Annotated in this window: 17 protein-coding genes and 1 pseudogene; 10 read left to right on the top strand and 8 right to left on the bottom strand. The window is 69.8% G+C overall.

Annotated features, from left to right (window positions below; translation table 11 throughout):
• Positions 1-68: 68 nt before the first annotated feature.
• Positions 69-1169 carry a chemotaxis protein gene (locus JHN45_RS09880; RefSeq protein WP_200714771.1) on the bottom strand — a complete coding sequence of 367 codons (1101 nt, stop codon included), beginning with the start codon at positions 1167-1169 and terminating at the stop codon, positions 69-71.
• 87 nt (positions 1170-1256) lie between these two features.
• Between JHN45_RS09880 and JHN45_RS09875 the strand changes: the two genes are divergently transcribed.
• From JHN45_RS09875 to asnB, 3 genes are all read left to right on the top strand, one after another.
• The gene (locus JHN45_RS09875) at positions 1257-2684 is read left to right on the top strand and encodes a basic amino acid/polyamine antiporter (protein ID WP_307783066.1); all 1428 of its coding nucleotides are present in this window, start codon (positions 1257-1259) and stop codon (positions 2682-2684) included.
• Positions 2685-2718: 34 nt separating this feature from the next.
• Positions 2719-3981, top strand: coding sequence for an arginine deiminase (locus JHN45_RS09870; protein ID WP_200714773.1), 1263 nt, complete (start codon positions 2719-2721; stop codon positions 3979-3981).
• 286 nt (positions 3982-4267) lie between these two features.
• Complete coding sequence (asnB, locus tag JHN45_RS09865) at positions 4268-6109, top strand: asparagine synthase (glutamine-hydrolyzing) (protein WP_201048726.1); 1842 nt, start codon at positions 4268-4270, stop codon at positions 6107-6109.
• Here the strand turns inward: asnB and JHN45_RS09860 are convergent.
• Positions 6098-7708 carry an alpha/beta hydrolase gene (locus JHN45_RS09860; protein ID WP_201048725.1) on the bottom strand — a complete coding sequence of 537 codons (1611 nt, stop codon included), beginning with the start codon at positions 7706-7708 and terminating at the stop codon, positions 6098-6100. The genes asnB and JHN45_RS09860 overlap by 12 nt on opposite strands.
• Positions 7709-8038: 330 nt before the next feature.
• Between JHN45_RS09860 and JHN45_RS54345 the strand changes: the two genes are divergently transcribed.
• Entirely contained in the window at positions 8039-8689 is a 651-nt protein-coding gene (locus JHN45_RS54345; RefSeq protein ID WP_200709607.1) for a chaplin, read from the top strand.
• Between the two features lie 154 nt (positions 8690-8843).
• Here JHN45_RS54345 and JHN45_RS09850 read toward each other — a convergent pair whose 3' ends face one another.
• Entirely contained in the window at positions 8844-9776 is a 933-nt protein-coding gene (locus JHN45_RS09850; RefSeq protein WP_200709608.1) for a LysR family transcriptional regulator, read from the bottom strand.
• Positions 9777-9954: 178 nt separating this feature from the next.
• Between JHN45_RS09850 and JHN45_RS09845 the strand changes: the two genes are divergently transcribed.
• From JHN45_RS09845 to JHN45_RS09835, 3 genes are all read left to right on the top strand, one after another.
• Positions 9955-10857 (top strand): SDR family oxidoreductase, encoded by a 903-nt coding sequence (locus JHN45_RS09845; RefSeq protein ID WP_200709609.1) that lies wholly within the window; start codon positions 9955-9957, stop codon positions 10855-10857.
• Between the two features lie 130 nt (positions 10858-10987).
• On the top strand, positions 10988-11764 hold the full coding sequence (locus JHN45_RS09840; RefSeq protein WP_200709610.1) for a GNAT family N-acetyltransferase: 777 nt from the start codon (positions 10988-10990) through the stop codon (positions 11762-11764).
• Positions 11765-11821: 57 nt separating this feature from the next.
• The gene (locus JHN45_RS09835) at positions 11822-12751 is read left to right on the top strand and encodes an NAD(P)-dependent oxidoreductase (protein ID WP_200709611.1); all 930 of its coding nucleotides are present in this window, start codon (positions 11822-11824) and stop codon (positions 12749-12751) included.
• 16 nt (positions 12752-12767) lie between these two features.
• Here JHN45_RS09835 and JHN45_RS09830 read toward each other — a convergent pair whose 3' ends face one another.
• A complete protein-coding gene (locus JHN45_RS09830) occupies positions 12768-13649 on the bottom strand; it encodes a GNAT family N-acetyltransferase (protein WP_200709612.1) in 882 nt (293 codons plus the stop codon).
• A 101-nt stretch (positions 13650-13750) separates the two neighbouring features.
• Positions 13751-14014, bottom strand: coding sequence for a GlsB/YeaQ/YmgE family stress response membrane protein (locus tag JHN45_RS09825; protein WP_200709613.1), 264 nt, complete (start codon positions 14012-14014; stop codon positions 13751-13753).
• A gap of 229 nt (positions 14015-14243) precedes the next feature.
• Between JHN45_RS09825 and JHN45_RS09820 the strand changes: the two genes are divergently transcribed.
• Complete coding sequence (locus tag JHN45_RS09820) at positions 14244-15668, top strand: hydrolase (protein WP_200709614.1); 1425 nt, start codon at positions 14244-14246, stop codon at positions 15666-15668.
• Between the two features lie 43 nt (positions 15669-15711).
• Here JHN45_RS09820 and JHN45_RS09815 read toward each other — a convergent pair whose 3' ends face one another.
• Positions 15712-18423, bottom strand: a complete 2712-nt coding sequence (locus tag JHN45_RS09815) for an exo-beta-D-glucosaminidase (protein ID WP_201048732.1) — start codon at positions 18421-18423, stop codon at positions 15712-15714.
• Positions 18424-18560: 137 nt separating this feature from the next.
• Positions 18561-19745, bottom strand: a complete 1185-nt coding sequence (locus JHN45_RS09810) for an ROK family protein (protein ID WP_201048731.1) — start codon at positions 19743-19745, stop codon at positions 18561-18563.
• A gap of 141 nt (positions 19746-19886) precedes the next feature.
• Between JHN45_RS09810 and JHN45_RS09805 the strand changes: the two genes are divergently transcribed.
• Positions 19887-21335, top strand: a complete 1449-nt coding sequence (locus JHN45_RS09805) for an APC family permease (RefSeq protein ID WP_200709616.1) — start codon at positions 19887-19889, stop codon at positions 21333-21335.
• Here the strand turns inward: JHN45_RS09805 and JHN45_RS09800 are convergent.
• Positions 21332-21783, bottom strand: a pseudogene (locus JHN45_RS09800) (hypothetical protein). The gene JHN45_RS09805 and the pseudogene JHN45_RS09800 overlap by 4 nt on opposite strands.
• Before the next feature lie 38 nt (positions 21784-21821).
• On the opposite strand from JHN45_RS09800, the gene JHN45_RS54340 reads away from it, so the two are divergent.
• Entirely contained in the window at positions 21822-22550 is a 729-nt protein-coding gene (locus JHN45_RS54340; RefSeq protein WP_201048724.1) for a phosphotransferase, read from the top strand.
• Positions 22551-22604: the final 54 nt, after the last annotated feature.

Below are 22604 nucleotides of genomic sequence, written 5' to 3'. Positions count from 1 at the left end.
CTACGTCGACGATCACGCCGTAGCGTACGCCGCAGGGGAGAGGCGACCTCGGGGACGAACAGACGGCCTCAGTAGCGCAGCACGCCCGCGATGCCGTCCGCGTCGGTGAGCGTGCCGTCGGGGACGAAGCGGACCTCGGCGCCGGTCTCCAGGCACTGTTCGACGATCTCGTCCACGATGTCCTCGCGGGCGTCGAGGTCGCCGCTCTCGGCCGGGACCAGATGGTCGCCATGGTCGTCGCGGACCGTGACGCGGTAGTTCTCCTCGACGGCCAGCAGCCGTACCCGGCCCTCGCGGGCGTTCTGCCAGACCTCGTCGACGCCGGCCGCGAACTCCTTGCGCCCGCGCGCCGATTCGAGCTCCCGGGTCACCGTGACGGTGTTGTTCCGGGCCTCGGCGTCGATCAGTGGCCGTACGGCCTGCCACACCGCGTCGGGCGTGCCGTGGGCGAGACCGCCATGGGGGATGTGCACCGCGCCCTTGGTGGCGCTGCCCACCTCGTCCAACGCCGACAGGGCTGCCTGCTCGCCGGTGATGTAGAGCGGGCGCCGGTGCTCGCGCAGGATCCGGCCCATAGCGGTGTCGGCCTCGCGCAGGAAGTGCCGGGTGTCCTCGTCGCGGAAGGTGCTCGGGATGTCGCCGATGCGCTCCTGGCGCTCGGCGTCGAAGTTGTCCCGATGGTCGCGGGTCAGCGGGAAGCCGCCGGTGTGGGCCTCGGTGACGCGGTCGACACCGCCGTTCCACAGCGTGACGCGGTCGGCGGAGACGGAGAGCACCCAGAACGGCCGCTCGGAGGCCTGCGCGGAGACCAGATTGCGGGTGAGGAAGGTGTCGGAGAGCACCACACGTTCCGGCACCGACCTGGCGAGGGACCACACCTGGTGCTCGCCCGGCGCGGCGAAGATCACCAGACCGTCCTCGGCGTGCGCGAGATCGATCTCGGCGAGGGCCTGGTCGAGCTGCCGGACGACGTCGATACGACGGTCCCGGGGGACCGCGGGATCGGCCTCCAGCTGTTTCTTGGCCTCGGCCAGCACATTGCGCAGCCGGACCGGATCCTGGGCGTTGTCGGGCTCGCGACGATGTGTCGGCGTGAGCACGGAGACCGCGGGGTAGGGGCGCGGGCGCCGCAGTTCGGTGAGGGTGGCGGGACTCAGTGCGTGCTCCATAACAGCACGATAGGGCCGATCGGCGGATGGGGCATATGGGGGAAGCCCGCCAGGCAATTGGGGCAAATGGTTGCTAACGTCCCACGGGTGACGCAAGCCGCCACCACCGAAACCCGGACCACGGCCGCCAAGCTGAGCCTGCCGACGCTGACCACCATGGTGGTCGGCTCCATGGTCGGGGCCGGAGTGTTCTCGCTCCCGCGCAGATTCGCGCAGGAGACGGGCGTGGCCGGAGCCCTCATCGCCTGGGCCGTCGCCGGCACGGGCATGCTGATGCTGGCCTTCGTCTTCCAGACCCTCGCCGTCCGCAGACCCGACCTCGACGCCGGTGTCTACGCCTACGCCAAGGCCGGCTTCGGCGAATACCTCGGCTTCTTCGCCGCGTTCGGCTACTGGGCCAGCGCCTGCGTCGGCAACGTGACGTACTGGGTGCTGATCATGTCGACGATCGGCACGATCGCACCCTCGCTCGGCGAGGGCGACACCGTCCTCGCGGTGGTCCTCTCCTCGGCCGGACTGTGGCTCTTCTTCCTGCTGATCAGCCGGGGCGTGAAGGAGGCGGCGGCGATCAACCGGATCGTCACCGTCGCCAAGGTCGTGCCGATCCTCGTCTTCGTCGTCCTCGCGCTCTTCTACCTCAAGCCCCATGTCTTCGCCGAGAACTTCGGCGGCGCCGACTACGCGGGCTCCCTGTTCCAGCAGGTCAAGGGCACCATGCTGGCCACGGTCTTCGTGTTCCTGGGCGTGGAGGGCGCGAGTGTCTACTCCCGGCACGCCAAGCGCCGCGAGGACGTGGGACGCGCCACCGTCCTCGGCTTCCTCAGCGTCTTCGCCGTCTTCGCCTCGGTCACGATCGTGTCGTACGGCCTGATGCCGATGGGCGAGATCGCCGAACTGCGGCAGCCCTCCATGGCGGGCGTGCTGGAACACGCGGTGGGCACCTGGGGGAAGGTCTTCGTCAGCGTCGGACTGATCGTCTCCGTGCTGGGCGCCTATCTCGCCTGGACGTTGATGGCCGCCGAGGTGCTGTTCGTCGCCGCCAAGGACGACGACATGCCGCGCTTCCTGAAGAAGTCCACGGCCGCCGACGTGCCCGTGCCCGCCCTGGTGATGACCACGCTGCTGAGCCAAGTCGTCCTGGTCGTCACCTACTTCTCCGACGACGCCTTCAACTTCGCGCTGGACCTGACCAGTTCACTGACCCTGATCCCGTTCCTGCTGGCGGCGGGCTTCGCCGTGAAGATCGCGGTCGCCGAAACCCGGGGCGGGCGCGGCGAGTTGGTGATCGCCGGGCTCGCCACCGTCTACACCGCGTTCCTCATCTACGCGGCCGGTTTCAAGTACCTCCTCGTCTCGTTCATCATCTACGCGCCCGCCACCTTCCTGTTCGTCAAGGCCCGCAGGGAACAGGGGCGTTCGCCCTTCTCGGCCCGCGAACTGGTGATCCTCGCCGTCTCGATCGCGGGTGCCGTCGTCGGCATCGTGGCCCTGGCGGCGGGCTGGATCAGCCTCTGACCCCGCCTTCGACCTCCGGAAAGGTGTGTGCACCGTGACCAACCCAGACACCGTGGACCGACATGAGTACGGCGTCCACTCCGAGGTCGGCCGACTGCGCAAGGTGCTGGTCTGCGCCCCGGGCCTGGCCCATCGCAGGCTCACCCCGACCAACTCCGACGACCTGCTCTTCGACGACGTGATGTGGGTCGAGAACGCCCAGCGCGACCACGCCGACTTCGTCAACAAGCTCCGCGAACGCGGCGTCGACGTCGTCGAGTTGCACGAACTGCTCGCCCAGACCATGACGATCCCCGCCGCCAAGGACTGGCTCCTGGACCGGAAGATCGTCGCCAACGAGGTCGGTCTCGGCCTCATCGACGCGACCCGCGCCTACCTGGAATCCCTCGAACCGGCCGAACTGGCCAAGTACTTGATCGGCGGCCTCGCCACCACCGACCTCCCCGACGACTTCCGCACCGACTACGTCGCCCTCGCCCGCGAGTCCACCGGCGTCCGCGAATACCTGATGCCACCGCTGCCCAACACCCTCTACACCCGCGACACCACCTGCTGGCTCTACGGCGGCCTCACCCTCAACCCCCTCTACTGGCCCGCCCGGCACGACGAGACCCTGCTGATGAAGGCGATCTACACCTTCCACCCGGACTTCGCGGGCTCCCTCGTCTGGTGGGGCGATCCCGAACTCGACTGGGGGCAGGCCACGTTCGAGGGCGGCGACATCATGCCCGTCGGCAACGGCGTGGTCCTCATGGGCATGAGCGAACGCACCTCGCGCCAGGCCATCACCCAGGTCGCCAAGGCCCTCTTCGACCTGGGTGCCGCCGAGCACGTCGTCGTCGCCGGCATGCCGAAGCTGCGCTCCGCGATGCACCTCGACACCGTCTTCACCTTCGCCGACCGCGACCTGGTGACCCTCTACCCGGCGATCATGGACGCCGTCCACACCTTCTCCCTGCGCCCCGGCACCAAGGGACCCGGCCTCGACATCGTCGACGAGGGCTCGACCCCGTTCACCGACGTCGTCGCCAAGGCGCTCGGCCTGCCCGAGCTGCGGGTCGTGGAGACCGGTGGCGACATCTACGCCTCCGAGCGCCAACAGTGGGACAGCGGCAACAACGCGGTCGCGCTGGAACCGGGCGTGGTCTTCACCTACGACCGCAACACCCAGACCAACACCCTGCTGCGCAAGGCCGGCGTCGAGGTCATCACGATCGTCGGCGCCGAACTGGGGCGCGGCCGGGGCGGCGGCCACTGCATGACCTGCCCGATCGTGCGCGACCCGGTGGAGTTCTGAAGTACCGGGCGAACCAGGGATGTTGGTGAACTCTTTGCCCGTGGCCGGTTCCTGACGCGCACCGCCCGGTGGGACGCCGCTCGGCGGATCTCGCGGACGCAAAGCACGGCCGAAAGCGGTGGGGTGGCGCGGCCGTTCAGGTTACGGACATGTTGACCGACCTTGTTGCCGTGACTCACGCTCGACATGTAGGTGCTAGATACAACTGGTTCGGCCAGGTACCCCCACATCCGGAAACACCCAGGTGATCCGGGCTTCCCGGCCGACCGGACGCAGGAGGTAACGCATGTGCGGCATCACCGGATGGGTCTCCTTCGACCGTGAACTGCGCACCGAGGCCGCGACATTGGATGCAATGACCGAGACGATGGCCTGCCGCGGCCCGGACGACCGAGGCGTCTGGGCGCAGGGCCCCGCCGCCCTCGGGCACCGTCGGCTCGCGATCATCGACCTGCCCGGCGGGCACCAGCCCATGACCGCCGACACGGCGGACGGCACGGTCGCCCTCGTCTACTCCGGGGAGACCTACAACTTCACCGAACTGCGCCGCCAACTAGCCGACCGCGGCCACCGGTTCACCACCGACTCCGACACCGAGGTCGTCCTGCGCGGCTACCTCGAATGGGGCGACGCCGTCGCCGAACACCTCAACGGCATGTACGCCTTCGCACTCTGGGACGGCCGCCGCGACCGACTCGTCATGATCCGGGACCGCATGGGCATCAAGCCCTTCTACTACCACCCCACCCCCGACGGCGTCCTCTTCGGCTCCGAACCCAAGGCGATCCTCGCCAACCCGCTCGCCCGCGCCAGGGTCACACTGGACGGCCTGCGGGAACTCTTCACCATGATCAAGACACCCCAACACGCCATCTGGGACGGCATGTTCGAGGTCGAGCCCGGCACCGTCGTCACCGTCGACCGCACGGGACCGCGCCGCCGTACCTACTGGCAGTTGGAGACCCGCCCGCACACCGACGACCGCGACACGACCGTCGCCACCGTCCGCACGCTCCTCGACGACATCGTGCGCCGCCAGCTCGTCGCCGACGTACCCCGCTGCACGCTGCTCTCCGGCGGCCTCGACTCCTCCGCCATGACCGCCATCGCCGCCCGCCAACTCGGCGCGCACGGCGAGAAGGTGCGCAGTTTCGCCGTCGACTTCGTCGGCCAGAGCGAGAACTTCGTCGCCGACCAACTCCGCGGCACCCCCGACACGCCGTACGTCCACGACGTGGCCCGGGCCTCGGGCACCGACCACCAGGACATCGTGCTCGACGCCCAGGCCCTCGCCGATCTCGACGTACGGGCGAAGACGATCCGCGCCCGCGATCTCCCCATGGGCTTCGGCGACATGGACTCCTCGCTGTACCTGTTGTTCCGCGCCATCCGCGACCAGTCCACCGTCGCCCTGTCCGGCGAGTCCGCCGACGAGGTCTTCGGCGGCTACCAGCAGTTCTTCGACGAGGAGGCCCGGCGCGCCGCCACCTTCCCCTGGCTGGTGCGCTTCGGCCGGGACTTCGGGGACGACGCCGGCGTGCTGCGCACCGATCTGACCGAGGCACTGGACACGGAGTCGTACATCGCGGACAGCTACCGCGCCGCCGTCTCCGGCGTCCAACGCCTCGACGGCGAAAGCGACTTCGAGTACGGCATGCGGCGCATCTGCCACCTCCACCTCACCCGCTTCGTCCGCATCCTCCTCGACCGCAAGGACCGCGCGAGCATGGCCGTCGGCCTGGAGGTCAGGGTGCCGTTCTGCGACCACCGGCTCGTCGAGTACGTCTACAACACGCCCTGGTCCCTCAAGTCCTACGACGGCCGGGAGAAGACCCTGCTCAGGGAGGCCACCGCGGACGTCCTCCCGCAGTCCGTGTACGACCGGGTCAAGAGCCCCTACCCGTCCACCCAGGACCCCAAGTACGCGGTCGCCCTCCAGGACCACGCCAAGGACCTCCTATCCCGCCCCTCCCACCCGGTCTTCGACCTCGTGGACCGCGACAGGCTCCACCAGGTCGCCCACCGCGATGCCCCCATCAGCACCCAGGCGGGCCGGCGCGGACTGGAACGCGCCCTCGACCTGGCCCTCTGGCTCGACCTCTACAAGCCCGAGATCTCACTCGCCTGAGGCCGAGGTGTCCGGCTGGCAGGAACTCCCGCTCGGCGGCAGCGAGCCGTACAGCAGGAAGTCGTTGACCTTGGTGTGCACACACTTGGAAGACGCGTAACCGGTGTGGCCCTCACCCTTGTTGTCGAGCACCACAGCCGAGGAGCCGAGCCTGTGTGCCGTCTCCACGGTCCAGCGGTACGGCGTCGCCGGGTCGCCCCGGGTGCCGACGAGCAGCATCTTCGACGTGTCCACGTTCTTGACGTCGTCGCGGATGTAGTCGGTGCCCTTGGGACGGCCGTAGCACATCAGCACCTCGGTGAGCCGGTAGCGACCGAAGACCGGTGACGCGGCCTGGTACTCGGCGCGCAGTCCCGCGAGATCCCTGGTGATCCGCTCGGCGGTGGGGCGGTCGGGGTCGTCGGCGCAGTTGATGGCCATCAGCGCGGCCGGAAGGTTGTCGAGCGGGACGTTCTGCGCGTCGACGAGGCCGCCGCCCGACTCCTTGCCGCCGCTCCGCAGTCCGGGCAGCCCGGACCCGCCGGACGAGAACGCCATCACGGCACGCGTGTCACCGTCCTCCACCAGCGAGGCGATGGCGCGCTCCAGCGACGGCCACAACTGCTTGCTGTACAGCGCCTGACTGATGGCGCCCACCAGATCCTGGCCGGAGAAGGTGTCACCGAAGTCCGTCTGCACCGGATCCTGGTCGAGCGAGTCGACGAGCCCTACGACCCGGTCCGGCGCCGACCGCGCGTCCGTGCCGAAAGGACAGGCGATGTCCTGCACACACCAGTCGAGGAAGTCCTCCAGCGCCGTCTGCTGTCCCTCGGCGCCCGCCCTGCCCTGTTCGGACAGCGGCTCGGTGAGGGTGTCGACGCCGTCGAGCACCAACCGGCCGACCTTCTTGGGGAATTGGGCCGCGTAGACCGCGCCGAGCCGCGTTCCGTAGGAGAAACCAAGGTAGTTGAGCTTCTTGTCGCCGAGGGCCTGGCGCATCACGTCCAGGTCCCGCGAGGCGTTGACCGTGCCTATGTGGGGCAGGACCGGGCCGGAGTACTTGGCGCAGACGGCCGCCGCCTTCCGCAACTGCTTCAGGACGACCTTCGGATCGCTGCTGTCGATGTCCGCCGGTTCCTCGTCCGTCGCGGCCGAGCCCTGGTCGGCGCCCGCGCCGCAACTCACGGGCGAGGACTGGCCGACTCCGCGCGGATCGAAGGTGACGACGTCGTAGCCGTTCGTCAGATCCATGAACTCCTTGCCGTCCGAGGCGAGTTCACTGACGCCCGCACCGCCGGGACCGCCGAAGTTCAGCAACACGGAACCCCGTGACTTCCCGGTCGCCCGGTAGCGGGCCAGCGCGAGATCGAGCGTCGCTCCGGCGGGCTTCGCGTAGTCGAGCGGGACGGTGACCTTCCCGCACTGCAGATCCTTGGGCGCGTCCTGGTCCTTGCACGCGGCCCACTTCACCTTCTGCCGGTAGAACCGGGAAAGGTCGGGCCGCGACCCGTTGTCGGCCGCGGCGAGCGTGGGCAGCCCCGTGCCGAGCAGTGCCAGCGTGAGGACCCCGGTGAACGCGCAGCGCCGGAACGCGGGCCGCGATGACAGCCTGGCCAGCATCAATGCCTCCAAGGACGCGCTGTGACCAGCGCCCTCGATCACGATAAGCGGGCCTCACGGGGCCCGCCTCCCGGCGGGCGGAACGGCGATCGGTGCCGTATTCTGCGCCCCTTCAATAGGCATAAGGGGTTTTACGACTAATGCTTTTCTGATTGTGCGGGGGTGTCGGGGGAGTTGTTACGAGTAGTTCGATAACCGTGACGCTCGATGGAGTGAAAGGCCGATAAGCCATAACTCGGATGGTGCGCCCACGTTTTATTCGGTGCGGGTGTCCGCCCGCGAACATGTCTGGAAGGCAGGGAGCCTATGAAACGGGTTACCCGAAACGGAATGATCGCCGTCGCCGCCGCGTCCGGTGCGATGGCCGCCGCGCTGCCGGCGTTCGCCGACTCCGCCGCGGACGGCTCGGCGGCCGGTTCGCCGGGTGTGGTCTCCGGCAACACGATCCAGCTCCCGGTGCACGTACCGGTGAACGTGTGCGGGAACACCGTGAACGTGGTGGGGCTGCTCAATCCCGCCGCGGGCAACAGTTGCGCCAATGAGGGCGGCGGTGCGAAGAAGCCCACCGGGCCACGCGGAGGAGCCTCGGCACAAGGCGGCGGAAAGGACTCGCCCGGGGTGCTGTCCGGAAACGGAGTGCGGCTCCCGATCCATCTCCCGGTGAATGTCACCGGCAATTCCGTGAATGTCGTGGGCGTCGGCAATCCCGTCGTGGGCAACCGGTCGGAGAACACCTCCGGTGACCACCCTCACCACCCGGCGCGGCCGACGCCCGTGCCACCGGCACCGACTCCCGCGCCGCCGAAGCCGCATCCGGCGCCCGTTACGGAGGTGCTGGGGCACCCCGCCCCGCCCGCCGCCGCGGCCTCACTGGCCCACACGGGCACGGACGACCTGGTCCCGGCCGCCGCCGCGAGCGCGGCCCTCCTCCTGGGCGGCGCCGCCCTGTACCGGCGCTTCCGCCCCGGTGCGGGCCGCTGACCCGGGCACCCGCGCCAGGACGGAAGGCCCCACCGGGCAGGCGACCGGTGGGGCCTCCGCCGTTCGAACTGCCTTGATGGATCGGGGAGTTCGCCGCGCGGGACGCCCTCCCCATCACAAGGGTGCGCGCGAACAGACAGTGCACCAAATGCCGTTACTGGTGGGCCCCGTCGGGGTGTTCCTCGGCATCAGAAGGAGCCCTGAGGAGTGCCTGGGCCGCCTTCCGGAACGCTGACAGCAGTCGGTTGTGCTCGCCGGCCCGGGTCGCGAGGGCGACATGACTCGGCTCGACTCCGTGCAGCGGAATCGCGACGATGTCGGGGCGGATCGTCTGCCCGGGGCGGACACCGGCCGCGATGGCCACGGCCCGTCCGTCGGCGACGAACTCGAACTTGTCCGCCAGCGCCCGCACGACCGGACCGCCGGGCGCCGGACGGCCGTCGGGCCGGGGATCGATACGCCAGAAGGCAGCCCACGCCGGATCCGCCCCGGGGACCTGCGGCACGGGCTCGTCGGCGATGTCGTCCACGGTCACCGACTCCTTGCCGGCCAGTCGGTGATCGAGCGGCACGAGCAGCACGCGCGGCTCGTCGTAGAGGACCGTGACCTCCAACTCGTCGGTGGAGAACGGCAGTCGGGCCACCACCACGTCCACTCGCCGTTCGAGCAGGGCCGCGCGGACATCGTCGTAGGCCAGATGTACGACGTGCACATCGGCGTCCGGATGCCGGCGCCGGACCTCGCGCACCGCCGGGGTCACGAACAGGTTGGCCATGTACCCGACGGTGAGACGGCTGGGTTCCGCGGCGGCGCGGGTCTCGGCGGCGGCCTGGGCGGTGGCGCGCAACAGCCCCTTGGCGCGCGGCAGAAAGACCTCCCCGGCCTCCGTGAGCCGAGTGCCCTGCGGGGTGCGGTCCAGCAGCCGGGCACCCAACTGCTCCTCCAGGCGCCGGACTTGACGGCTCAGGGACGGCTGGGTGATGTGCAGGGCCTCGGCGGCGCGCCCGAAGTGACGCTGCTCGGCGACGGCGATGAAGTACCGCACGAGACGCAGTTCGAGATCGGGTGCGGGAGGCAGGTCCGTCATGCCCCAAGCGTACTGTGCCACGCGCTGAACATCTCGCCGAAAATGGTCGCTGACCAGCAGTGATGCCTGATCCGCATTGCCTCATGCGTAACAGGCTTTGGACCCGGAACCCGTGCCCCGACCACGATGGAAGCACAGCACGACCCAGTTCCACACCCACCCATCGAAGGAACGCAGCATGCGTGTATTCGTCACCGGCGCGACCGGATTCATCGGCTCCGCCGTGGTCCGTGAACTGCTCGACGCAGGGCACACGGTCACCGGTCTGGCCCGCTCCGACGCGTCCGCCGAGGCGCTGACGGCCGCGGGCGCCGCCGTGCACCGGGGTTCGCTCGACGACCTCGACAGCCTGCGCCGCGGCGCCGAGGTGGCGGACGGGGTCTGCCATCTCGCGTTCATCCACGACTTCTCCGCCTTCGCCGCCAACTGCGCCACCGACCTGCGCGCGATCGAGGCGATCGGCGAGACGCTCGCGGGCACCGACAAGCCCTTCGTGGTGACCTCGGGCACCCCCGGGCTCGACCAGGGGCGCGTGGCGACGGAGGAGGACACGGTCGACCCGGAGTCGTTCGCGGCGATCCGACAGCCGTCCGAGATCGCGGCGGTCGCGCTCGCGGAGCGCGGGGTACGGTCCTCGGTCGTCCGGCTGCCCCGGTCCGTGCACGGCAGGGGCGACAAGGGATTCGTCGCGGGGCTGATCGCCGTCGCCCGCGAGAAGGGCCTGTCGGCGTACGTCGGCGACGGCACCAACCGGTGGCCCGCCGTGCATCGCCTCGACGCGGCCCGGCTGTACCGATGGGCCCTGGAGTCGGCCCCGGCGGGCGCGCGGTACCACGCGGTCGGCGACGAGGGGCTGCCGCTCCGGGAGCTCGCGGAGGTCATCGCCGCCCGTCTCGACGTCCCGACGGGAAGCATGACGCCCGAGGAAGCCGTCGAGCACTTCGGTTTCCTGGGCCTCATCGCCTCGCTGGACTGCCCGGCGTCGAGCACGCTGACGCAGAAGCAGACGGGGTGGCAGCCGGTGGAGGTGGGCTTGCTGGCCGACCTCGAAGCGGGCCACTACTTCGACGACGCGGAGTAGGACTCCTTCGACGACGCGGAGTAGGACTCCTTCGACGACGCGGAGTAGGAAAGAGGGCCCCGGCAGCGGCGCCATGCCCTACGCGCATAATTCCGTTGCCGGGTTCGCCTCCGGATGTTGAAGTGGACGCATGGATCATGCCGAGGTGCTCGCCCTCCACGACCGCGACCTGCGCGAACGCGCCCAACCCAACGGACCCGGTACCCGGGTGGAGCGGACCGGGAGAGTGGTGCGCCGGGTCGCCGACGCGGACGGCTGGAACGGCATCCTCTGGACGGACCTGGACGAGAGCGACGCCGACGCGGCGATCGCCGAACAGGTCGCGTACTTCACCGGACTCGGCCGCGAGTTCGAGTGGAAGCTCTACGGTCATGACCTGCCGACGGATCTCGGACAGCGGCTGACGGCGGCCGGGTTCACTCCCGAACCGCGGGAGACCCTGATGATCGGCGAGATCGCCGAACTCGCACTCGACACCGAACTGCCCGACGGCATCAGCCTGTTGCCCGCCACCGACCGTGCGACCGTCGACCTCGTCGCGGACGTCCACGAGAAGGCCTTCGGCACGGACAGCTCCCGGCTGCGCTCCAGCCTGCTCGCCCAGCTCGCCGCGGCCCCGGACACGGTCGTCGCCGTCGTCGCCCTCGCCGGGGACGAACCGGTGAGCGCGGCGCGGATGGAGCTCGTCCCCGGCACGCCGTTCGCCGGCCTGTGGGGTGGTGGCACGGTGGAGAGCTGGCGGGGCCGCGGCATCTACCGCGCCCTGGTCGCCCACCGCATCCGCATCGCGGCCGACCTCGGCTACCGCTACGTACAGGTCGACGCCTCCGACCAGAGCCGCCCCATCCTCGAACGCCTCGGCCTCACCCCGCTCACCACGACCACGCCGTACGTGTACAAGCCGTAGAACCGCAGCTCAGCGGGGCGATGTCACATCCGCGCCGACCTGATCCGTCGCATCGGCATGACGACGAATCCGAGCAATCAGAGCGGGCAGAGCATCCTCCTCGCCGGTGCGAGCGGCGTGCTCGGCCGCCACATCACCAAGGCCCTCACCGACGCCGGACACCGGGTCACCGGCCTCGGCCGGGGACCCGGCAACGGCATCAGCGCCGACCTCATGGATCGCGACGGACTGCTCCGCGCGGTCGACGGCCACCACTTCGACACGGTCGTCCACGCCGCGACCGCCCTGCGCAAGGCGCCCTTGCGCCACCGCGACATGCACGCCACCAACGCCCTCCGCATCGAAGGCACCGCCCACCTCGTAGAGGCCGCCCGGGCCACCGGGGCCCGCCGGTTCATCGCCGAGTCGATGGTCTTCGGCTACGGCTACGGGGACTTCGGCCCCCACCCGCTCACCGAGGACGACCCCTTCGGCCCGCGCGGCACCACGCCGGAGCTGGAGAAGCACATCGAGGGCATGCGAACCAAGGAACAACTCACCTTCACAGCAACGGACTTGGAGGGCATCGCCCTGCGCTTCGGCCTCTTCTACGGCCCCGGCGGCACCGACGCGATCCTCCCCATGCTGCGCAAGCGGCAACTGCCGGCTCCCGACGACCACGGCCGGGTCCTGCCCTGGGTGGAACTCACCGACGCGGCCCGCGCGGTGGCCGCCGCCGTCGAACGCGGGCGCCCGGGGCAGGCGTACAACATCACCGACCGCACCCCGCTCGGTTTCCGCGCCCATGTGCTGTGCGTGGCAAGGGAGTTCGGGCTGCCGAAGCCGATCGCGCTGCCGCTGTGGGCGGTCCGTCCGATGGGCTACGCGCGCACGATGATGACGAGCAGCCAGCGCGTCTCGAGCGCGAAGGCCGAACGCGAACTGGGCTGGACGCCCGCGTACCCGTCCGGTCAGGACGGCCTTGCCGCGCTGCGCGCCGCACGCTGATCAGTGAAGGCAAGGCCTACAGGTCGAGCTGGTACTCCACCGCCCGATGCGTCGGCACATAGCCGAGCGCGTCGTTCACCGCCCGCATGGGTGCGTTGTCGTCCGCCGTGTCCGTGAGCAACCCGGCCAGCAGCGGGTGGAGTTGGCGCGCCCGGTGGATCGAGGCGGCCTTCATCCAGCGGGCGAGACCGCGGCCACGATGGGCGGGCAGTACGGCCGTGCCGTAGTGCTGCGCGTCGCCGCGTCCGTCGCCCGGTACGACCAGTTCGGAGAAACCGACGATGCGGCCGTCGGTCGTGTCCACGGCGGCGACGGTGTGCAGCAGCTCCCCGCGGCGCGCGACCGCCTCCGCCGCCGCGACCAGTCGCTCGACATCCCATACGACGGTGCCGTAGTCGGTGTCCTGCATCGGCATGTCGTCCATCGCGCTGCGCGACTCGGCGTAGGAGCGGGCGAGTTCAGCAGGAACCGTGCCGTTCCACTCCGTCAACTCATAGCCGGAGTGCGGGCGTTGGGCATGTGTGCCGATCGCGGTGAGATCCGCGTCGGCGAGTGACAGCCGGGCGTATGTCAGGGTCAGCACCGGACGGAAGCCGCGGGCCGGCAGGAACTCGTCGGCGGGCGAGCCCTGTTGGGCCTGGGTGACGATCGAGCGGCGGCCCTCCGCGCGGGCGGCGGCCGTCGCGGCCTCCAACAGGCGCGTGCCGATGCCCTGTCGGCGTTCGGCGGCGTGGACGGAGAGCTCCAGTTCACCGAGATGCGCCTGACCCTCCTTGAGGAACAGGCGCAGTGAAGCCGACCCGACGGGTACGCCGTCGGCGTCCTGGGCGAGCCAGACAAGACGGCGGATCGACGGGCCGGACTCCGGATCGACGAGCGGGATGACGCGTGATGACAAGGGATCTCCGGGAGGAATGCGCGAAGCGCGGGACCGGGCGGCGGGCTCGCAGTAGCCTGCCGCCGCCGGGTCTCACCCGCAACGCATTTCCCGTCCCCCGCTCAGCGGCGCACCCGCGTCCGGTCCAGCGCGGCGATGCCGACGGCCGCCAGGCCGATCTGGATGAGCCACTCGATCCAGTCGATGCCCTTCGTGTCGGCGACCCCCAGGCCCGAGGCGATCGCCGCGCCGAGCAGCGCGGCCACGATGCCGACCACGATCGTCAGCACGATGCCGATGTGCTGGCGGCCCGGAACGACGAGCCGTCCCAGCACGCCAATGATGATGCCGATGATGATGGCACTGATGATGCCCGAGATCTCCATCTCCGCCCCTCTTTGTCGATGTCCTCGCTCTCACCTTGTGCCCGCTGCGGGCTGAGCCACTCCGACGAGTTCTGTCGGCTGTTATTGCCGCGACTTTCTGTTCACCACCCCTTCATGCCATGTACCTTTCAATCGTTCAACGCGTGTAGAACTCCCCAACTACCGTTCTACGCGCGCAGATCAGGCGCCCGCACCGCACCTTTCCCATCCCCTCACGGAGGTTCGCCGGATGCTTGGATCCAGAAGATCCCGCCGCAGACTCACCACCGCCCTCGCCGGCCTGGGACTTTTCGTCACGGGGGCGGCCCTCCAGGTCACCACCACGGCCACGCCCGCGCACGCGGCCACCACGCACCGCATCCTGTTCGACGACGGCCACGCCGAGGAGGCGGGCAACGCGGACTGGATCATCTCCACCAGCAAGCCCGACCCGCTGGCCCAGGACTCCTCCCCGTCCTCGGAGACGGACTGGACCGGGGCGCTCTCCTCATGGGGCGTCGCCCTGCAGAAGACCGGCAGTTACAGCCTGAAGACGGCCACCAGCGCGCTCACGTACGGCGGTTCGTCGACGACCGACCTGTCGAACTTCGACACGCTGGTCCTGCCCGAGCCCAACACGCTGTTCACGACGGCCGAGAAGACCGCGATCATGACGTTCGTCCAGAACGGCGGCGGCCTCTTCATGATCTCCGACCACACCGGCGCCGACCGCAACAGCGACGGTGAGGACGCGGTCGAGATCCTCAACGACCTGATGACCAACAACAGCGTCGACTCGACCGACCCGTTCGGCTTCTCCATCGACACCCTCGACATCAGCTCCGGCTACCCCGCCGCGATCAGCGACAGCAGCAACGCGGTCCTGAACGGCGCCTTCGGCACGGTCACCAAGAGCCTGATCGCCGACGGCACGACGGCCACGCTGAAGCCCGCCGACAACGCGAACGTCAAGGGCCTTGTGTACCGCAGCGGTTACTCCGGCAACACCGGCGCGTTCTTCGCGACCAGCACCTTCGGCAGCGGCCGCGTCGCCTTCTGGGGCGACAGCTCGCCCATCGACGACGGCACCGGCCAGTCCGGCAACACGCTCTACGACGGCTGGAACGACACCGGCGCCACCAACGCGGCCCTCGCCCTCAACGCCACCGCGTGGCTGGCCGGCGACGGCAGCACCGGCGGCGGTGGCGGAGGAGGCGGCACCTGCACCGCCGCCCAGCTGCTCGGCAACCCGGGCTTCGAGTCCGGCAACACCACCTGGACCGCCAGCAGCGGCGTCATCACCAGCTCCACCAGCGAGGCCGCCCGCACCGGCTCCTACAAGGCCTGGCTCGACGGTTACGGAACGGCCCACACCGACACACTTTCCCAGTCGGTGACCATCCCGTCCGGCTGCTCCGCGACCCTCAGCTTCTATCTGCACGTGGACACCGCGGAGACCACCACCAGCACCGCCTACGACAAACTGACGGTCACCGCCGGATCCACCACCCTGGCCACGTACTCCAACCTCAACGCGGCCTCCGGATACGTCCTGAAGTCCTTCGACGTCTCCTCGCTGGCCGGCACCACCGCCACCATCAAGTTCAGCGGCGTCGAAGGGTCCACCCTCCAGACGTCCTTCGTCCTCGACGACACCGCGCTCAACGTCAGCTGAAGACGACCTGTGGGGCCCGGCGGCGGCCGGGCCCCACAGGTGTTCACGCCGCCGGGAAGGTCCGCTCCGGCGTGTTCCACCCGGAGACCCGCACCCGGGGCGCCGAACCGTGCAGCTCGGACGTCCGGTAGGTCACCGTCAGCGTCCTCGACTCCCCGGGCCACAGGCTCACTTCGTTGTCGGACCACGTCACCGGCAGCACCGGCTTGCCCGCCGAGTCCACGAGATGGACGTCGGTGAGGAGCGAAGGCGTCTTCCCCTTCCCGGAGTTGAGCACCGTGACCGTCGTGGTCGAGGTGCCGTCCGCGCCCGCCGAGGTCGACGCCGTCGCCGAAACCGGCACCTGCGCCATCGAGTTGAGCCCCTTGAGGTCGGCGTAGCTCGTCGTCGGCGTGTAGTACCAGTCGGTGTGCGCCCAGTCGAGCGTGTCGGGCTCGGCGGAGAGCCAGTACACGTTCCGGCTCACCTCCTTGCCGGACGCGTCGGTCAGCGTCAGCCGCACCAGGTACGTCGTCGACAGCCCCGCCACCGACGAGGGCAGGGTGAGCGCGGTGCTGTGCGCGCCGCCGCCGGAGACCGTCACCCCGGCCACCTTCTTGTCGTACTTCTGCGTGCCGTCGGTGTTGAACAGCGTTGCCCGCGCGGTGAGTCGAGAGGCGGACGCGTTCCGGTTGTTCACCACGACGACCGAGCGGTTGTCGTAGGAGTACTGGATGTGCAGCGGTTCGTTCGCCTTCTTCGCGCCGAAGTAGGCGCCGCCCTGGTCGAGGTAACGGTCCATCAACTGCCAGTGCAGGGACGTCCATCCGCTGTTGAACATCCAGTAGACGACTCCGGTCGCCGGCTTCGAGGCGTCGGTGGCGTTGCGCTCGTAGGCCTCGAACTGGGCGCGCACGTTCTCGTACTGGGCGAGCTGGGCCTTGCGGACGTAGTCGGTGAGGCTCGTCGGCGGGCCGTAGCGGCCGGTGAGGGCGTTGTCGTAGAGCTTGAGGGTGTTGAAGACCGGGGACGGGGAGCGGTGGTACTGCTTGGCCCCCGGGTCCTTCCAGAGGGTGGCGAGTTCGGCGGGGGTCATCATGCGGCGCAGGGTGTCGAGGGTGGGGATGTCGGGGCCCGCGCTGGTCTCGGAGTTGAAGCCGGTGGCGCCGCCCTCGCGTTTGGCGTACCAGTAGTTCGGCGGGATCCAGTCGTACGGGCCGGTCATCTTCATGCCCGAACTGCCGCTCACCGGCGAGGAGTTGTCGGAGGCGGCGGCGACCACCGGGGTCTTCCAGCCGGCCGCCTTCAGCGCGTCGAGGTAGGTCTTCTCGATTTTCGCGTCGGGGGCGAAGTCGCTGCCGATGAGGAAGGAGATCACGCTCGGGTGGTCGCGCAGCCGGGCGGCCTCCGCGGCCATCGACGCCTTGGCGACCGGATAGTCGGCGGCGGTCCACTTCTCGCCGGTCTCGTCCCCGTTGACCTGGCCCTCCCACTTGTCGCAGCACTCCCAGCCGGGAAGGGTGAGAATGCCGTAGCGGTCGGCCAGGTCGAAGAACTCGTCCGGCTCGATGTGTCCTTCGAGGCGGATGGTGTTCAGGCCCAGGTCGAGGGCGTACTTCAGCCGGTCCTCGACGTAGGTCCGGTCCCAGCGCAGAAACTCGTCCGGCGACCAACCGCCGCCCTTGATCAGCAACTTGCGGCCGTTGATCCGGTACTGGCGGTCGCCGTCCGAGTTCAACGGGGCCTGGACGTCACGGATGCCGAAGGTCTGGTGCGCGGTGTCGGAGGGGGCGCCGTTCACGGAGGCGGTGAGGTCGAGGCCGTAGAGCGGCTGGTCGCCCATGCCCGCCGGCCACCACACCTTCGGGGAGTTCAGGTGGACGGCGAAGGTGAGGCTCCTTGTCTCGTGCGCGGCGAGGGAGACGGCCTTCTCGAAAACCGTGCTGGCGATGCTGCCCCGGACCGTCGTCGTGACAGGCGCGTTCGTGTCGTTGCGCGCCTGCGCCTTGACCGTCAGGTCGGCGGTGGCGAGCGACGGGACGGCCAGTTTGGTCACCACATGTGCGTCGCGCAGGGCGACCGGGCCGCCGCGGCGGACGAGGACGTCACGGACGATGCCCATGTTCTGGTCGGGCGGCGGCTGGAGCCAGTCGATCCAGCCCATGGTGAGGTTCTTGTTCGGGTCGTTCGGGCGGATGCGGAAGGCGACCGTGTTCGTGCCGGAGCGCACGAGCGCGGTGACGTCCAACTCGTGGTGTGTGTAGGCGCCGTTGACGTCGGCGGCCTGGGCGATCCGCTTGCCGTTGACGTAGACGTCGGCCGCCGAGATCACCCCGCTGAAGTCGAGGTAGGTGCGCTCCGTGCGGTCCGTGACCGTGAAGTCGCTGCGGTACCACCACGGGACCTGGAAGTCGGCCTTCGGGATCTTCTGCTGGTTGGTCGAGTGGAAGGGGTCGGCGTACACGCCGTCGGCGATCAGGGCCGCGAGGACCGTCGAGCGCGCGCCGGCCGGGTACCAGCCGGTCGCCCGGTAGCCGGGGGAGGAGACGGCCGCGGGGGAGTCGGTGACCTTGGCGGACGACTGGATCGCGTAGCCGGACAGCGGGGTGGCGGCCCCGGCGGTCGAGCCTACGGCGGTCGCCGGGGACCGGGTGGGCGACGGCTCCCGGGCCCCCGCCCACGCGCTGGTGGTGAGGGTACCGAGCAGGCCGAGGGCCACGGCGGCCGTGGAGAGACGGCTTCTGAGCAGTGGGGGGACGGCGGGGCGGTGGAACACGGGGGACTCCAGCCTCGTCAAGTTAGGAAACTTTACTAACTGCGACAGAAGGTAGGCCGGAGGATGGGGTGTGTCAATCACCGCTGGCCGTGGGTGAGTTGTTCAGGACGGCGGGCGGTGCTGGTGGACGAAGGTGTTCAGGACGCCGAGCGGCGCTCGAAGACGAGGTCCCGTGCCGTGCCCAGGGCGGTGGCCACCGCGCCCAGCAGTACCGCGTCCTCGCCGAGCGCGCTCGGCACGATCTTCGGCCGCAGCGGGGTGAGCGCGCGCAGGTTCTCCCGCACCGGCCGGAGCAGCAGATCCACGCTGTGCCCCACCCCGCCGCCCAGGACGACCAGGTCCGGATCGAGCACGGCCGCGGCGGCGGCCACCGTGTGCGCGATCCGCTCGCCCTCCAGCTCAACCGCCTTGACGGCGGCGGGATCTCCCTGCCGGGCCGCGTCGAACACCGCCTTCGCGGTGAGCTGCTGCCCGCTCATGCCGAACTTGCGGGCCGCCTCGACGACGGCCACCCCGGACACGGCGTCCTCCAGCGTCTCCGGCTTCTGCTGCCCGGGCCACGGCAGGAACCCGATCTCCCCGGCCCCGCCGTGCGCCCCCGTGAACAGCCGCCCCTCGCTGACCACGCCCATGCCGAGACCGGTGCCGATCATGATGTACGCGAACAGCCGGCTGCCCGCGCCGACGCCGTACGTGTACTCGCCCAGCGCCGCGAGATTGGCGTCGTTGTGCACCTCCAGCGGGACGCCCAGCTCCTCCCGCATCCGGTCGAACAGCCCGGCCCGCCCCCAGCCCGGCAGATGCATCGCGTACCGCACCCGCCGCCGTTCCTCGTCGTACACACCGGGCGTGCCCACCACGGCGTGCACCACGGCGGCCGGTTCGACCTCCGAATTGGCGACGACCTGGTGCGCGGTGGCGACCACCAGCTCGGCCATGGCGCCCGAGCTGCGGGCCCGGTTGCGGACGTCCGCGCGGGCCACCACCTCGCCGTCCAGGTTGGCCACCGCGACCCGCAGCCAGCTGCGCCCGACGTCGATCCCGAGCGCGTAGCCGGCCGCCGGGTCGGGGGCGTAGAGCACGGCGGTCCGGCCGCGCTCGGGGGCCCGGGTGCCGACCTCGTGGACCAGTCCCGCCTCCGCGAGCGCGGCGAGCGCGCTGGAGACCGTCGGCTTCGACAGGCCTGTCTCGCGGGCGAGTTGGGCGCGCGAGGCGGCACCGGAGGTGCGCAGCCGGTCGAGCAGCAGCCGCTCGTTCGCGCTCCGGAGCCGCTGCCGGCTCCAGGGCTGTTCGTGCTGCTCTACGGCGTCGCTGGCGGGCATCGCACCATTCTCACTCATCGGGGACACCCTCTTGACGAGTCTAGTAAGGCTCCTTAACTTTATCGCCCAGTCAGCCACCGGATACCGGCCCGCACGCCGCACCCCGCTTCCCTCGCGTCACGCACCCCCTCAGGAGCCCCCATGTCCGGTAGTCCGCCCCCAGAAGGCGGCTTCGTCCGTCGCGTCGGCCTCTTCCAGGCCACCGCCATCAACATGAGCCAGATGTGCGGCATCGGGCCGTTCGTCACGATCCCGCTGATGGTCGCCGCGTTCGGCGGCCCGCAGGCGGTCATCGGCTTCGTCGCGGGCGCGATCCTCGCCCTCGCCGACGGGCTCGTCTGGGCCGAGATGGGCGCCGCGATGCCCGGCTCCGGCGGCAGCTACGTCTATCTCCGCCAGGCCTTCCAGTACCGCACGGGCCGGCTGATGCCGTTCCTGTTCGTGTGGACGGCGATGCTCTTCATCCCGCTGATCATGTCCACCGGTGTGGTCGGCTTCGTGCAGTATCTCGGCTATCTGGCACCGGACCTGGGCAAGACCTCGGGCGACCTCATCGGCCTCGGCGTGATCGCCCTGGTGGTCCTCCTCCTCTGGCGCGGCATCGAGAACATCGCCCGCATCACCGCCGTGATGTGGACGGTGATGATCGCCTCGGTGTTCCTGGTGATCCTGGCCGCCGCCACCCACTTCAGCACCGACCTCGCCTTCACGTACCCCGCGCACGCCTTCGACCTGGGCAGCGACCACTTCTGGCTCGGCTTCGCGGGCGGCCTCACCATCGGCATCTACGACTACCTCGGCTACAACACCACCGCCTACATGGGCGCCGAGATCAAGGACCCCGGCCGTACGCTGCCGCGCTCCATCCTCTTCTCGATCGTCGGCATCATGGCGATCTACCTGCTGCTCCAGATCGGCACCCTGGGCGTCATCGACTGGCACCGGATGATCAACCCGAACGACATCGCCTCGACCTCGGTCGCCTCGGCGGTCCTGGAGAAGACCTGGGGCAAGGGCGCCGCCGACACGGTCACCGTCCTGATCCTGATCACCGCCTTCGCCTCGGTCTTCACCGGCCTCCTCGGCGGCTCCCGGGTGCCCTACGACGCGGCCCGCGAACGCGTCTTCTTCCGCCCCTACGCCAAACTCCACCCCAAGCACCGCTTCCCGATGCTCGGCCTGGCCACCATGGGCGTGATCACGGCGATCGGCTTCCTCATCGGCCGCCACACCGACCTCGCGACCCTGATCCAACTCCTCACCACGGTCATGGTCATCGTCCAGGCGCTGGCCCAGATCATCGCCCTGACGGTTCTGCGCAAACGCCAGCCGACCCTCCGCCGCCCCTACCGCATGTGGCTCTACCCGGTACCGAGCATCGTCGCCTTCGTCGGCTGGTGCGTGATCTACGGCTACGCCGACAAGAACTCCCCGGGCCGCCACCCCATCGAGTGGTCCCTCGCCTGGCTCGCCCTGGGCTGCGTCGCGTTCGTGATCTGGGCCCGCTTCGAGAAGGTGTGGCCGTTCGGCCCGAAGGAGATCACGGAGGAGTACCTCACGGAGACGGTGCCCGAACCCGCCGCTCCCTAACGGCTGTTGACCCATTCCGTCGCGGTCGGCACCTCACCCGCGACGTCCACGACGGAGCGCCCGTCGGTCACCTCCCGCACGGTGTCCACGGGCGCCCACTCGTCCAACAGCCGTGACGGGCACGCGCTGTTGGCCAACTCGTGCTCTAACTCACTGCCGATCTCACGTCCGTTGAGCCGCTCCGAGGCGGTTGCGTCGGAAGCGGTGAGCAGCACCCGCACGATCCGCACGGCGGTCAAGTTGGCCTCGCCGATCGCCGCCCGGTGCGGATCGCCGTCCGGCGCCGGATGCACCTGCCCCATGAAGTCCCGTCGATCACCGCACGGGCGACCCCCGCCGCCCGCAGCCGCACCGACACCTCCCAGCCCACGGTCGTCTTCCCTGCCCCGGCGCGTCCCCCGATGAGCAGTACCTCCGCGTGATCCCTACGGCCAGCGTCCCCAGCGATACTCGTGCGGTCGAACGAATTCGGGGAAGGCGGGGAGCGTGGAGGAGTCGGTGCTCGGCGGAGGCGCGGTCAACGAGGTCGTACGGGTCGGGGCGACCGTACGCCGTACTCCCTCCGAACGGGCGCTGTACGTCAGCGAGTTGCTCGCGCTGTTCGAGCGGCGGGGGTGGGCCGGGGCGCCGCGCCTTCTCGGTACGGACGAGCGAGGGCGGGAGGTGTTCCGGTACATCGAGGGCCGGGCGGCCGTGAACCCCGACGAGCGGTCCGCCGCTCGCAGTGACGACACCCTGGTCCGGATCGCACAACTCGTCCGCGCCTTCCACGACTTGACCCACGGCACACCGCCGGCCGGCGATCAGGACGTGGTCTGCCACAACGACCTGGCCCCCAAGAACACCGTCTACGACACCACTTGGCGCCCGCTGGCCTTCGTCGACTGGGACCTCGCCGCCCCGGGCGAGCGCGTCCACGACGTCGCCCATGTCTGCTGGCAGTACCTGGACCTCGGCCCGGCCGTCACCGACGTGCGCGAGACCGCCCGCCGGATCGCGCTGATCTGCGAGGCGTACGGCCTCGACGACAGCGGCCGGCTCGTCGACACCGTCCTGTGGTGGCAGGACCGCTGCCGGCGCGGTATCGAGGCCGGTGCCGAGCGCGGTGAACGGGGCATGGCAGAACTGCTGGCGAGCGGTGACGTGGAGGAGATCCGGGCCGCGCACGACTGGGTGTCCGCGCACCGCCGTGAACTGGGCGCTTTCCTGGGCTGAGACGAACACATCCCGACCCGTCGTAACGCCCGTCTTGACATGCAGGTAACTGCC

The sequence above is a fragment of the Streptomyces sp. MBT53 genome, assembly GCF_016654115.1.
Classification (GTDB): Bacteria; Actinomycetota; Actinomycetes; order Streptomycetales; family Streptomycetaceae; genus Streptomyces.
The sequence above is the reverse complement of the archived record's forward strand: the minus strand, read 5'-3'. Positions and strand labels throughout refer to the sequence as shown.